At 36.8% G+C, this 13,749-nt stretch carries 16 protein-coding genes; 15 read left to right on the plus strand and 1 reads right to left on the minus strand.

Annotation, left to right across the window (positions count from 1 at the left end):
- Window positions 1-2 precede the first annotated feature (2 nt).
- The 3 genes from rpe (at window position 3) to spoVM (ending at window position 1,834) form a co-directional block, all read left to right on the plus strand.
- On the plus strand, window positions 3-653 hold the full coding sequence (gene rpe / locus G4D61_RS06280) for a ribulose-phosphate 3-epimerase (protein WP_025728740.1): 651 nt from the start codon (window positions 3-5) through the stop codon (window positions 651-653).
- A gap of 295 nt (window positions 654-948) precedes the next feature.
- Complete coding sequence (locus tag G4D61_RS06285) at window positions 949-1,605, plus strand: thiamine diphosphokinase (RefSeq protein ID WP_025728738.1); 657 nt, start codon at window positions 949-951, stop codon at window positions 1,603-1,605.
- Window positions 1,606-1,753: 148 nt separating this feature from the next.
- A complete protein-coding gene (gene spoVM, locus G4D61_RS06290) occupies window positions 1,754-1,834 on the plus strand; it encodes a stage V sporulation protein SpoVM (RefSeq protein WP_017551496.1) in 81 nt (26 codons plus the stop codon).
- 234 nt (window positions 1,835-2,068) lie between these two features.
- Here spoVM and rpmB read toward each other — a convergent pair whose 3' ends face one another.
- A complete protein-coding gene (gene rpmB, locus G4D61_RS06295; RefSeq protein WP_025728732.1) occupies window positions 2,069-2,257 on the minus strand; it encodes a 50S ribosomal protein L28 in 189 nt (62 codons plus the stop codon).
- A 216-nt stretch (window positions 2,258-2,473) separates the two neighbouring features.
- Between rpmB and G4D61_RS06300 the strand changes: the two genes are divergently transcribed.
- From G4D61_RS06300 to rnc, 12 genes are all read left to right on the plus strand, one after another.
- Entirely contained in the window at window positions 2,474-2,701 is a 228-nt protein-coding gene (locus G4D61_RS06300) for a hypothetical protein (RefSeq protein WP_163173535.1), read from the plus strand.
- Between the two features lie 178 nt (window positions 2,702-2,879).
- Window positions 2,880-3,242, plus strand: a complete 363-nt coding sequence (locus G4D61_RS06305; protein WP_025728728.1) for an Asp23/Gls24 family envelope stress response protein — start codon at window positions 2,880-2,882, stop codon at window positions 3,240-3,242.
- Window positions 3,243-3,263: 21 nt separating this feature from the next.
- Complete coding sequence (locus G4D61_RS06310) at window positions 3,264-4,940, plus strand: fatty acid kinase ATP-binding subunit FakA (protein WP_025728725.1); 1,677 nt, start codon at window positions 3,264-3,266, stop codon at window positions 4,938-4,940.
- 58 nt (window positions 4,941-4,998) lie between these two features.
- Window positions 4,999-5,661 (plus strand): L-serine ammonia-lyase, iron-sulfur-dependent subunit beta, encoded by a 663-nt coding sequence (gene sdaAB / locus G4D61_RS06315; protein WP_025728722.1) that lies wholly within the window; start codon window positions 4,999-5,001, stop codon window positions 5,659-5,661.
- 94 nt (window positions 5,662-5,755) lie between these two features.
- Window positions 5,756-6,643: an L-serine ammonia-lyase, iron-sulfur-dependent, subunit alpha gene (gene sdaAA / locus G4D61_RS06320; protein WP_025728720.1), complete on the plus strand. Its 888-nt coding sequence runs from the start codon at window positions 5,756-5,758 to the stop codon at window positions 6,641-6,643.
- Complete coding sequence (recG, locus tag G4D61_RS06325; protein ID WP_025728718.1) at window positions 6,636-8,684, plus strand: ATP-dependent DNA helicase RecG; 2,049 nt, start codon at window positions 6,636-6,638, stop codon at window positions 8,682-8,684. Before sdaAA ends, recG begins: the two co-directional genes overlap by 8 nt.
- 122 nt (window positions 8,685-8,806) lie before the next feature.
- Window positions 8,807-9,397, plus strand: coding sequence for a transcription factor FapR (gene fapR / locus G4D61_RS06330; RefSeq protein WP_025728716.1), 591 nt, complete (start codon window positions 8,807-8,809; stop codon window positions 9,395-9,397).
- A 55-nt stretch (window positions 9,398-9,452) separates the two neighbouring features.
- Complete coding sequence (gene plsX / locus G4D61_RS06335) at window positions 9,453-10,457, plus strand: phosphate acyltransferase PlsX (RefSeq protein ID WP_025728714.1); 1,005 nt, start codon at window positions 9,453-9,455, stop codon at window positions 10,455-10,457.
- Window position 10,458: 1 nt separating this feature from the next.
- Window positions 10,459-11,394: an ACP S-malonyltransferase gene (gene fabD / locus G4D61_RS06340; RefSeq protein WP_163173537.1), complete on the plus strand. Its 936-nt coding sequence runs from the start codon at window positions 10,459-10,461 to the stop codon at window positions 11,392-11,394.
- Window positions 11,395-11,417: 23 nt separating this feature from the next.
- Window positions 11,418-12,158, plus strand: a complete 741-nt coding sequence (gene fabG, locus G4D61_RS06345; RefSeq protein ID WP_035353652.1) for a 3-oxoacyl-[acyl-carrier-protein] reductase — start codon at window positions 11,418-11,420, stop codon at window positions 12,156-12,158.
- Window positions 12,159-12,282: 124 nt separating this feature from the next.
- Window positions 12,283-12,516, plus strand: coding sequence for an acyl carrier protein (locus tag G4D61_RS06350; protein WP_025728708.1), 234 nt, complete (start codon window positions 12,283-12,285; stop codon window positions 12,514-12,516).
- Window positions 12,517-12,998: 482 nt separating this feature from the next.
- A complete protein-coding gene (gene rnc / locus G4D61_RS06355; protein ID WP_025728706.1) occupies window positions 12,999-13,742 on the plus strand; it encodes a ribonuclease III in 744 nt (247 codons plus the stop codon).
- Window positions 13,743-13,749 lie beyond the last annotated feature (7 nt).

Raw genomic sequence — 13,749 nt, forward strand, 5'->3', positions numbered from 1 at the left:
TCATGGTTAAAATTGCACCTTCAATACTCTCCGCTAATTTTGCAAAATTAGCGGAAGAAATTAAAGATGTTGAAAAAGGTGGAGCTGACTATATCCATATTGACATTATGGATGGACATTTTGTTCCTAACATTACAATGGGGCCGCTTATCGTTGAAGCGATACGCCCGATTACGAAACTTCCACTAGACGTTCATCTAATGATTGAAAATCCTGATCAGTTTATTGATGCATTTGCCAAAGCAGGGGCGGATTATATTTCTGTACATGTTGAAGCTTGTCCGCATTTACATCGTACGATTCAACATATTCGCCAGTTAGGTATTAAGCCAGGTGTAGTCATTAATCCAGCTACACCTGTTGAGTCAATTAAAGAAATTATTAATGATGTTGATTTAGTGCTATTGATGACGGTAAATCCAGGGTTTGGCGGACAAACGTTTATTGAATCTGTGCTTACCAAAATTGAAAAAGTTAAACAAATAGTTGATGAGCGTAATCTTGACGTTGAAATTGAAGTGGATGGTGGAGTAAATCCAACGACTGCTAAGCTTTGTAAGCAAGCTGGAGCAAACGTATTAGTAGCAGGATCAAATATATATCAAAGTTCTGATCGCAAAAAGGCAATTGAATTATTAAAAAGTGAAGAATAATAATGTAGCATCGAAAAATTGCTGGTGCGCGTTCGTATTCTATTAAACATGAATACTTTTACGTCCTTTAAAAGAATGTCAGCTATATTTTAGCTGATTTCTTTTTTGTTTTTGCCTCTTAAACTGGCTTGTTTGATCAAAATGGTCATTTGATTTTCGTTTCAAAGGTTCGCTTTCAGCGGGCGGTCATGGGGCCTCCTCGGTCTCCCATCGCCACGTTATAGTTTCTGTGAACAAATGTATTTAAATACAGCAATCGATCGAATATTAATACTATGAATAGAAGGTGTTTTTTTTGCAAAGAGTCATTCACATATTAGCTGGAGGGCCACTTGAATATGTGCCTAAATTAGATTCTTATTTCTCATATGAAAATGTTTGCTGGGTTGGTGTAGACAGAGGGGTATTTTACTTATTAGAAATGGGGATTCAGCCTGATATCGCATTCGGTGATTTTGATTCTGTTAATCAATTAGAATGGACAATGATTAAAGAACAGCTAACAGAAATTAAACAATTTTTACCTGAAAAAGATGAAACAGATATGGAGCTAGCATTAAATTGGGCGCTCAAGCAAAAACCGGATACGATTCGAATATTTGGTGCTACAGGCGGAAGGGCAGACCATTTTTTAACAAATGTCATGTTAATAACAAGAAAAGAATGTCTGGAATTTGAAGGCGAAATTGAAATGATTGATCAATCAAATAAGATGACGGTATTAACAAAAGGAGTTTATTCTGTTGTAAAAAGTGATGATTTAAAGTATGTCTCATTTATTCCCATTACCCGTTTAGTTAGGAATATCACTTTAGTTGGCTTTAAATATCCTCTTTATAATAAAACGGTCATCCGAGGTACCACCCTTACAATTAGTAATGAACTCATCCAAGATATTGGTACTATTTCATTTGAAGAAGGCATATTAATAATGATAAGAAGTCGCGATTAGTTTATAGTTATGCAAATTAAACAGCGCATTTATTGATGGTTTTTTTAATTGATATTATTTTCTTTATGGCGTATGTACTTTCTTTATCATGTATGAATATCATAAACAAGTGAAACTGAATTGTTTAAATCAATGGGGAGGGTCATAAATGAAGTTCTATACCATTAAATTACCAAAATTTTTAGGCGGGATTGTTCGAGCTATGTTAGGAACATTTAAAAAGGGATAAAAATGATTAAATACATTTGAAGTGTACTGAAATCGGCGAGCTCGTCGATTTTTTTTATCATATAGAAAAATAGATTTAAATGTTAAAGGGAAACTAACAGGTATTCATGATGAATATTTTTCAATGACAAATCATTTCGATTATATGCAACACAAATGACTTATAAAAAGAACATTTAAACAAATAAAAAAGAAATCAGCAAAACACTGATTTCTATACATAATTCGCTATTTATTAAACGCGTTCAACTTTTCCAGATTTCAATGCACGTGTAGAAACCCAAACACGTTTTGGTTTACCGTCAACCAAAATGCGTACTTTTTGAAGGTTTGCTTTCCAAGTACGTTTGTTTGCGTTCATCGCATGTGAACGAGCATTACCGGAAGTAGTTTTACGGCCTGTGATGGCACATTTTTTTGGCATGATATTCCCTCCTCACTTAACGAAGTTGAAATATAACTTGTTTTATAATTTCATGACTTCAAATTTCCTAGAAAATGCACTCTAATAATTTACCATATTAGAACGGACAATGCAATATATCTCTTTCAATGAAAGGCTTTCTATTTCAACATTAATGACAGTTCTAAATAGCTTTGTTAAATATCACGATTACATCATTTTTGGAAGGAGAAATAAGTGGATCAAGATTTTTTTTATAAGATGCCTATACTTATCGCGGGGAACATGTTATCGACATATATGACAAATCATTGGTTTATCAGCGGGGAAATCGGAATAGGGGAGACACCAAAGATGAGAAGTGCTGAGAATGCTCAGCATCCACCTGCGGAAAGCGAGCAACCTAGAGCAGAGGTTAACGCCTCCATTTTTTTGATAAAATACAATAATGTTTATGAAAAATAGCTTTTAGATAAATAGTAATTCAGAAGTAGGCTGTTAAATAACATAGTAGAAAAGAAATAATCTGTTATGCTACTTAAAGAGTTATATATCTTCGACTTTTAATCAGAGGTGTATTATAGTAAAATGACGTTATCAAGCCAATCATCTTCTTGGCTAAATGCGTAAGGAGGAATGCATGATGTCAATTGAAATTAATACAGCGTACGGTCAAATAGATATATCAAATGATGTTGTCGCTACTATTGCAGGAGGAGCTGCGATTGACTGTTTCGGGATTGTTGGAATGGCGTCAAAAAATCAAATCCGCGATGGGATTACTGAAATTTTACGAAAAGAAAACTTCTCACGCGGTGTTATTGTACGCCAGCAAGATGATCACGTAGAAATAGATATGTATATTATTGTAAGCTATGGAACGAAGATTTCAGAGATTGCGCATAATGTTCAATCAAAGGTGAAATATACATTAAATAAAACAATGGGTTTATCTGTTGATGGTATCAATATTTATGTACAAGGCGTTCGTGTAACGAATCCTTAATGTTATGAGGAGGAAATTTTTGTGGTTACATCATTAGATGGAAGACGCTTTGCTGAAATGGTTATACAGGGAGCTAATCATTTAGCTACAAACGCGCAAGTCGTTGATGCGCTGAATGTTTTTCCAGTTCCCGATGGTGATACGGGAACGAATATGAACTTGACAATGACTTCTGGTGCACAAGAAGTAAAAAGCCATATTCAAGATCATATAGGAGCCCTTTCTGTTTCATTTGCAAAAGGATTATTAATGGGAGCGAGAGGAAACTCAGGTGTAATTTTATCGCAGTTATTCCGAGGATTTTCAAAATCGATTGAAAACAAAGCAGCCATTACAAGCACTGAGTTTGCCGATGCATTTCAAGCTGGGATTGAGAGTGCTTTTAAAGCAATTATGAAGCCAGTGGAAGGAACGATTTTGACAGTAGCACGTGAAGCTGCTAAAAAAGGTGTTCAAGTTGCTCGGAAAGAGAAAGATATTACAGTTGTAATGGAGGCTATTCTTTTAGAAGCACAAAAGACATTAAACCGAACTCCCGAAATGCTGCCTGTTTTAAAAGAAGTAGGTGTAGTTGATAGCGGTGGTCAAGGGCTTGTCTTTATTTATGAGGGCTTTCTTGCCGAACTAAAAGGAGAAGAGCTTCCTGATAATCCAACAGCTATTCCAACGATGAATGAGTTAGTGAGTGCTGAACATCACAAACACGCTCAAAGCTTTATGAATACTGCAGACATTAAGTTTGGATATTGTACGGAAATTATGGTGAGATTGGAAGAGGAGAAATTAACGAAACATCCATTTTCTGAAGAACAATTTCGCCAAGATTTGAGTCAATATGGTGATTCTTTATTAGTGATTGCTGATGATGATATCGTCAAAGTACATGTACACTCGGAACAACCTGGTGCTGTTCTTAGCTATGGTCAGCAATATGGAAGCTTAATTAAAATTAAAATTGAAAATATGCGTGAGCAACACAGTTCTATTGTCGGTAGCGAAACACAGCATGAGCTTGTCATGGAGAAAAAGACAAGAGAGAAAAAATCGTACGGAATTGTGGCGATTGCAATGGGAGAAGGGATTGCCGAGCTTTTTAGAAGCATTGGTGCAGATGCTGTCATTGAAGGCGGACAAACAATGAATCCGAGCACAGAAGACATCTTGAACGCTATAAAAGAAGTCAATGCTGAAAAAATTATGATCTTGCCAAATAATAAAAATATTGTGATGGCAAGTGAGCAAGCGGCGGAAATGGCAGATGGAGAAATCGTTGTTATTCCTTCAAAGACTGTACCTCAAGGTATGGCTGCGTTATTAGCTTTTAATCCATCAGCAACACTGGAAAAAAATAAACAAGCGATGTTCGCTGCACTTCAACATGTGAAATCTGGGCAAGTTACTTATGCTGTTAGAGATACAAACATCGAAGGCATTGCAATTAATAAAGATGATTACATGGGCATTTTTGAAGGTAAGATCGTGGAAACAAGTTCAGATCTGCTGACAGCGTCTAAACAATTAATCGATAAAATGATTGATGAAGATGACGAAATTATAACAATTATTTATGGACAAGATGCTACTTCTGAACAAGTCGATGAATTAGTCACATACATTGAACAAGAATATGATGAAATTGAAGTAGAAGTTCATAGTGGAAAACAACCATTATATTCTTTTATATTTGCAATTGAGTAATCTTCAATATTGTGTAAACATGTAAACAGCGAAGAAGGACTTCTAGGGAGTGTATAAAGTGAAATATAAAAGTGTATTTGATATTATAGGACCAGTGATGATTGGTCCTTCTAGTTCTCATACAGCCGGAGCTGCAAGAATTGGCAGGGTAGCTAGAAATCTATTTGGAAGACAGCCAAAATGGGCAAATATTTATTTTTATGGTTCATTTGCCGATACTTATAAAGGCCATGGTACAGATGTAGCCATTGTTGGTGGGCTATTAGATTTTGATACATTTGATCAGCGTATTATTTCTTCGCTTAATATCGCTAAAGATGTTGGAATGAAAGTCGAATTTTTTGTAGAAAAAGCAGTTCCAGAACATCCGAATACAGCCAAAATTGTAATTGGAGATGATCTGGGAGAAATGGAACTTGTTGGTATTTCAATTGGTGGCGGAAAAATTGAAATAACCGAGTTAAACGGCTTTCAATTGCGCTTATCGGGACATCATCCAGCAATTCTGGTTGTACATGATGACCGTTTTGGGGCTATTGCTGCTGTGGCTAATATACTTTCAAAACATGAAATCAATATAGGTCATATGGAGGTCTCTCGCAAAGAAGTTGGAAAAATGGCATTAATGGTTATTGAAGTTGATCAAAATATTAATGATACTGTATTAACTGAAATTCAAAGCTTACCTAATATTACGCAAGTAGCAAGAGTAGTAGATTAGTATAAAATGATTATATAATCAAACATTCTTTTTTAATTTTTAAAAGTAACATTATGGTAACGCTTTCGTACACACCTTAAGGAGGTACACTACTATGTTTCGAAACGTTGCTGAATTAGTTAATTTAGCTGAAACGCAAAATAAAAAAATTTCGGAGATTATGATTGAACAGGAAGTCGAGATAACTGGGAAATCACGAGAAGATATTTTAAAACAAATGGATAAAAATTTAACTGTTATGGAAGAAGCGGTTGAACGCGGATTAAACGGTGTTCATTCTGTTTCGGGATTAACAGGCGGAGATGCTGTTCTTATGCAGCAATACATTGAAAAAGGAAAGTTTTTATCGGGTGAAATTATACTTGATGCCGTAAGTAAAGCAGTTGCAACAAATGAAGTGAATGCGGCGATGGGAACAATTTGTGCGACACCAACTGCGGGCTCTGCGGGAGTAGTACCAGGGACGCTTTTTGCTGTTAAAAGAAAATTAAATCCAACAAGGGAGCAAATGATTCAATTTTTGTTTACATCAGGGGCTTTCGGTTTTGTTGTTGCGAATAATGCTTTTATATCGGGCGCTGCTGGTGGATGTCAAGCCGAAGTCGGCTCAGCTGCTGGAATGGCTGCTGCGGCTATTGTTGAAATGGCCGGAGGGACACCATCACAATGTGCAGAGGCGATGGCAATTACGTTAAAAAATATGCTTGGCCTCGTATGTGACCCAGTAGCAGGTCTAGTAGAAGTACCATGTGTAAAAAGAAATGCAATGGGGGCAGCAAATGCCATGATTGCAGCGGATATGGCGCTCGCAGGAATAAAAAGCCGAATTCCATGCGATGAAGTTATCGATGCAATGTATAAAATTGGTCAAAGAATGCCTACCGCTCTAAAAGAAACTGCACAAGGAGGGTTGGCGGATACACCGACAGCACGCAAACTTGAAGCGAAAATATTCGGTATTCCGTTAAATAGCCGTGAATAATCCGTTAGATCAGTCTGTATCAGTGATTAAAGGTATTGGTGAAGAAACAGAACATAATCTTCAGCTCATGGGCATTTATACTGTACGCGATTTACTTGAGTTTTTTCCATACCGCTATGATGACTTTCGCTTACGAAATTTAGAAGAAGTACAGCATGATGAGAGAATTACAGTAGAAGGGAGGGTTCATAGTGAACCTTCTCTTGTGTATTACGGGCGAAAAAAGTCACGACTTACAATGAAAGTATTAGTTGGCAAGACATTAATTACAGCTGTATTCTTTAATCAGCCTTACTTGAAAAACAAAATAAACATGCAAGATATAATTACATTGACAGGAAAGTGGGATCAATATCGTTTAACGATTACTGTACAGGAGATGAAATTAGGTTCAGTCCAGCGCACTGCTGATTTTGAACCTGTATATGCTGTAAAGGAAAAACTGACTGTCAAACAACTAAGAAAGTATATTCATTCTGCCTTTAGCACATTTGGTGATTATATTGAAGAGTCATTACCTGAAGATATACGAACTTCTTATAAACTATACTCCAGAAAACGCGCGATGCATTCTATGCACTTCCCGCAATCAGAAAAAGATTTGAAACAAGCAAGACGTGCAATTGTTTATGAAGAATTTTTGCTTTTTCAATTAAAAATGCAGGCGTTACGTAAATTTGAAAGAGAACATTCACATGGTATAGAAATCAACTATGACTTGGAGAAATTAAAACAATTTATTGCATCCTTACCTTTTCCACTTACAGAAGCACAAAAGCGAGTTGTAAATGAGATTTGCGGAGATTTAAAATCGCCAGTTCGCATGAATCGACTGCTGCAAGGCGATGTCGGTTCGGGAAAAACGGTTGTTGCCGCAATGGCCTTATTTGCAGCGATAACAGCTGGGTATCAAGGTGCATTAATGGTTCCAACCGAAATATTAGCGGAACAGCATGCCGATTCTTTGCATCAATTACTTGAACCGCATGGCATTAGAATCTCTTTATTGACAAGTTCTGTAAAAGGGAAAAAACGCAAATTGTTATTAGAACAATTGCAAGCTGGGGAAATTGATCTTGTCATTGGAACGCATGCGCTGATTCAAAATGATGTAAACTTTCATAAGCTTGGGCTAGTAATAACGGATGAGCAACACCGATTTGGAGTTGAACAGCGAAGGATTTTACGAGAAAAAGGCGAGGCGCCTGATGTTTTATTTATGACAGCAACGCCTATACCACGAACATTGGCCATTACAGTATTTGGTGAAATGGATGTTTCAATTATAGACGAACTGCCGGCAGGTCGAAAAACAATAGAAACGTATTGGGTCAAGCACGATATGTTAGACAGAGTGCTTCGTTTTATTGAAAAAGAGTTGCAAAAAGGTAGACAAGCCTATGTCATTTGTCCGTTAATCGAGGAATCAGATAAATTAGATGTTCAAAATGCGATCGATGTTCATGCGATGTTAGCGCAACATTTTGGATCTCACTATCATGTTGGCTTGATGCACGGAAGACTTCCAGCAGAAGAAAAAGATAGTGTCATGAAGGCATTTGCTCAAAATGAAGTTCAACTGCTTGTTTCTACTACAGTTGTGGAGGTCGGAGTAAATGTTCCAAATGCAACGATGATGGTCATTTATGATGCGGAACGTTTTGGGCTTTCACAGCTCCATCAATTACGGGGGCGAGTCGGTAGAGGAAATGATCAATCATACTGTATATTATTAGCTGATCCTAAAACAGAAATTGGGAAAGAACGAATGAAAATCATGACTGAGACGAATGATGGATTTGTATTAAGTGAGAAAGATCTCGAGTTGCGTGGTCCTGGAGATTTTTTTGGCAGGAAACAAAGTGGAGTGCCTGAATTTAAAGTTGCAGACATGGTCCATGATTATCGGGCATTGGAAACGGCCCGGAGCGATGCGCAAACATTCATTCAATCAGAAAGATTCTGGAACGATGCTGAATTCAAATTTCTTAGAACTAGGTTGCAACAGTCAGGAGTATTACAAGGGGAAAAACTAGATTAATGTTAACGTTTGATAAAATTATCGTATACTCATATGAATTCCAATGATGGTTGCAAACTTTTCTTTGTTTTTATATACTACTATTAGTACCAAGTCCTAAATGTAGAGATGGTGTTTGCATCATGAAACTAAAAAAAAAGGATCGACAAATAAAATTAAAGGAAACAATAGAACTAAATCCTTTTATTACAGATGAGGATCTTGCTGAACAGTTTCAGGTCAGTGTTCAAACGATTCGGCTTGATCGTTTAGAATTGTCTATTCCTGAACTAAGAGAACGGATTAAAAATGTTGCGGAAAAACGCTTTGCTGAAGAGGTTAAAGCGTTGCCTATTGATGAAGTGATCGGTGAAATCATTGACATAGAACTTGATCAAAGTGCAATTTCCATTTTTGACGTAAAAAAAGAACATGTATTTAGTCGAAACTTAATTGCGCGTGGCCATCATCTATTTGCTCAAGCCAATTCTTTAGCAGTTGCAGTTATTGATGAAGACGTCGCTTTGACAGCGAAAGCGAATATTCATTTTTTACGTTCTGTTAAAGCAGGTGAACGTGTCATTGCAAAAGCAAAAGTATCGAAGTTGCATAAAAATCATGATCGAACTGTTGTAAACGTCCTAAGTTATGTTGAAAATGAACTTGTTTTTAAAGGCGAGTTTGAAATGTACCGGAATAGAGCACAACTTGATCATAATAGAGATCATGATTGATTAAACCACATTGTTTGGATAGTAAGAATGTGAAGTGGAAATGAGGATGAAAGTGATGAGATTAGCAATTGATGCTATGGGCGGAGATCATGCTCCAAAAGAAATCATTTTAGGTATCAACAGGGCGATTAAACAATTTCAAGATGTAGAGTTTACTTTATATGGAGACGAAAACAAAATTAAACAATATCTTGAACCTACAACGAGAGTCGAAATTATACATACGGATGAAGTAATTTCTGGCACGGATGAGCCAGTACGTGCTGTACGTCGAAAAAAAAATGCTTCAATGGTATTAATGGCACAGGCTGTAGCAGATGGAAAAGCAGATGCCTGTATTTCAGCAGGAAATACGGGCGCTTTAATGACTTCAGGGTTATTTATTGTTGGCCGTATTGAAGGTCTCGAACGCCCTGCTCTTGCTCCCATTATTCCAACGATTGATGGTCAAGGATTTGTAATGCTTGACTTAGGAGCAAATGCCGATGCAAAACCAGAGCATTTATTGCAGTTTGCCATTATGGGATCAATCTTTGCTGAAAAAGTAAGAGGTATAAAAAATCCTAGAGTGGGTCTCTTAAATATTGGCACAGAAGAAAAAAAGGGAAATGAGTTGACGAAGAAAACATTTCAGTTATTAAAAGATGCAGATCTTAACTTTATAGGGAATGTAGAGTCGAGAGATTTATTGCAAAGGCCTGCAGACGTTGTTGTTACAGATGGCTTTACAGGTAATATCGTATTAAAAACAATTGAAGGAACCGCTTCGTCTGTATTTTCGATGCTTAAGCAAGTGTTCTATAAGAATATGAAAACGAAAATGGCTGCTATGTTAGTAAAATCCGATTTGTCAGATCTGAAAGGAATGATGGATTATACAGAATATGGCGGTTCAGGATTATTTGGATTAAAGGCTCCTGTCATTAAAGCACATGGTTCCTCTAATGCCAATGCAATTTATCATGCTGTACGTCAAGCACGTGAAATGGTTCAGCACGATGTCATTACAAAAATAAAAGATGCTATAAAGCAAACTTCTGAAACTAAAGGAGGAATATAAGATGGGGAAAATTGCTTTCGTTTTTCCTGGACAAGGGTCACAAACAGTAGGAATGGGGAAATCTGTTGTTGAAGCGAGTGAACAAGCAAAAGATATTTTTGCAAAAGCTGATGAGAGATTAGGTTTTTCCCTCTCTGATATTATCTTTAACGGTCCGCAGGATACACTGACAAATACAACATATGCCCAACCTGCCTTACTTACGACAAGTACTGCGATTCTACAATTACTAGAAGAAAAAGGAATTACCGCAGATTACGTTGCAGGTCATAGTTTAGGTGAGTATTCTGCGCTCGTTGCTGCAAAAGCGTTATCTTTCGAAGATGCTGTTTATGCAGTTCGAAAACGTGGCGAGTATATGGAAGAAGCTGTTCCAAATGGTATTGGCGGGATGGCTGCCATTCTTGGGCTAGATCGAGAAAAATTGCAAGAAATTACGAATCAAGTTTCTGCAGAAGGAGATTCTGTACAATTGGCGAATTTAAATTGTCCAGGGCAAATTGTGATTTCAGGTACAGCTGCAGGAATTGAGAAAGCATCAGCACTTGCTAAAGAGAACGGTGCAAAGCGTGCTATTCCATTGCAAGTAAGCGGCCCATTCCATTCAACATTAATGGAACCAGCAGCACAAAAATTCCAATCTGTTCTAGATGAAATTGACATTAATGATGCAAACATTCCAGTTGTTGCAAACGTACTTGCAGCCCCAATTGAAAAGGCAGCAGATATTAAAGTAAAACTAATTGAGCAATTGTACTCTCCTGTTTTATGGGAAGATTCAGTTGTAGCTTTAATTGAACTAGGTGTGGATACTTTCATTGAAATTGGCCCTGGTAAAGTGTTAGCTGGTTTAATTAGAAAAATTGATCGCAATGTTAAAACATTCTCTGTACAAGATGTTGAATCTTTTCAGGCGATGCTAGAAGAATTGCAATAGTATGAAGGGAGGGAAATAGTGTGATATTAGAAAATAAAGTTGTATTAGTTACAGGGGGATCACGTGGAATTGGACGTGAAATTGCACTCGAATTTGCAAAAAATGGCGCTGATGTTATTGTCAATTTTGCTGGAAATGCTGATCGTGCAGAAACCGTTGTGAGCGAAATTAAAGCAATCGGTCAAGAAGCAATTGCTATTCAAGCAGATGTATCTAATGCCGACGATGTACAGCAGTTGTTTAAAGCAGCTATAGAAAAGTTTGGGAAAATTGATATATTGGTAAATAATGCTGGGATTACCCGTGATAATTTATTAATGAGAATGAAAGAGGCTGAATGGGATGACGTTATAAATACAAATTTAAAAGGCGTTTTCCTCTGTACAAAAGCGGCTACTCGACCAATGATGAAGCAGCGCTCTGGAAAAATTATTAACATTACTTCAATTGTTGCAATTAGCGGTAATCCAGGTCAAGCAAACTATGTTGCTGCTAAATCAGGTGTTATCGGTTTAACGAAAACATCAGCTCGAGAATTAGCAAGCAGGGGCATTACGGTTAATGCAATTGCTCCTGGTTTTATTACAACAGACATGACGGAAACATTAACAGAAGAAATTAAGCAAGAAATGTTAAAACAAATTCCACTTGCTCGTTTCGGTGAACCGAAAGATATTGCGAAAGTAGCTTTATTTTTAGCTTCTGATGCAGCTGATTACTTAACAGGGCAAACAATCCATGTTGATGGCGGAATGGTGATGTAATCACTAGTCTCATTCATAATGGAAACAATGATCATTGTAATTGTAAAAAAGTGTCTTAAAATAGAAGTTTTCCTTTATTATTTATACGAAATCCTCTATAATGGCTTGAGGGGAGGTGAACCGCATGGCAGATGTTTTAGAACGTGTAACAAAGATCATCGTTGACCGCCTTGGAGTTGAAGAATCTAAAATTACTCTTGAAGCTTCTTTTAAAGATGACCTAGGCGCTGATTCCCTAGATGTTGTTGAATTAGTAATGGAATTAGAAGATGAATTTGGAATGGAAATTTCAGACGACGATGCTGAAAAGATTGTAACAGTGGGTGACGCTGTAAATTACATACAAAATCAGCAATAATCGTTTTAAAAAATGTCCCGTTAATGATAGCGGGGCATTTTTCTAGTCATAGCAGCAATAGTGCGGCAGAAGCTGTGTAAGGGCGGCTATCTTTAGAACTTGCCATCGTAAATGGGTAAAACTTATTTTTGCCTATTTACGATTGCATGATTGCTTATATAGATAAGTTCTTTTGATAAGACTTTGCACGATCGCCTATTTTTTTATAAACTAAAATAGTCAATTTATATGAGAGAAAAAATGCGAGGGGGAGGACATACTTCTAACTAGTAGATCCCTCTATTTTTAATGAACAGCCTTTTACACAATATGAAATGTCTTTTCACACATCCCTGAGTCAATTGCTAGGGGGCATCTTTCCATCCGAATGTCAAGGAGGGCATGCTCTGTTTTTCAATTTTGGATAGACGGATAATGAATTAATAAACTATTAACAAAGCTATTTAACATAGTGAATGAATAAGATCAAGGTGGATACCAATATGAAAAAACAATATATCAATCAAAAATTGAAACAAGATGAACAATTTAAATTGTTACAGCAAAAAGTAGGTATTCAATTTAAACAAATTTCTCTGCTAAAAAAGGCATTTACACATTCATCGTTTGTAAATGAGCACCGCAAACATATATTTGAAGATAATGAGCGCCTTGAATTTTTAGGTGATGCGGTTTTAGAATTAACTGTTTCCCATTTTCTTTTTAAGCATTTTCCAACGATGAACGAGGGAGAAATGACTAAGTTAAGAGCGGCGATTGTGTGCGAGCCTTCTCTCGTTATATTTGCAAATGAGCTGCAATTTGGAGAGTTTATTTTACTCGGCAAAGGTGAGGAGTTAACAGGAGGAAGAACGCGGCCAGCTCTATTAGCCGATGTGTTTGAAGCTTTTATTGGAGCATTGTTTTTAGATCACGGGCTTGATACAGTTGTTTCTTTTTTAGAAAAAATAGTATTCCCGAAAATTCGAGAAGGGGCATTTTCTCATGTCATGGACTTTAAAAGTCAACTTCAAGAATATATCCAAAAATTTTCTTCTGGTGTTTTAGAATATAAAGTATTGGATGAACGTGGTCCCGCTCATAGCCGTGAATTTGTATCACGCGTTACGTTAAACGGAAGTGAGCTCGGAATCGGCACCGGGCGTTCTAAAAAAGAAGCAGAACAACATGCGGCGCAAATCGCCCTAAATGTTTTAAAAGAAGCTTCTAATAAAGATGTACAATAGTGTTTGT

The organism is Heyndrickxia ginsengihumi (genome assembly GCF_011008565.1).
Lineage (GTDB): Bacteria > Bacillota > Bacilli > Bacillales > Bacillaceae_C > Weizmannia > Weizmannia ginsengihumi.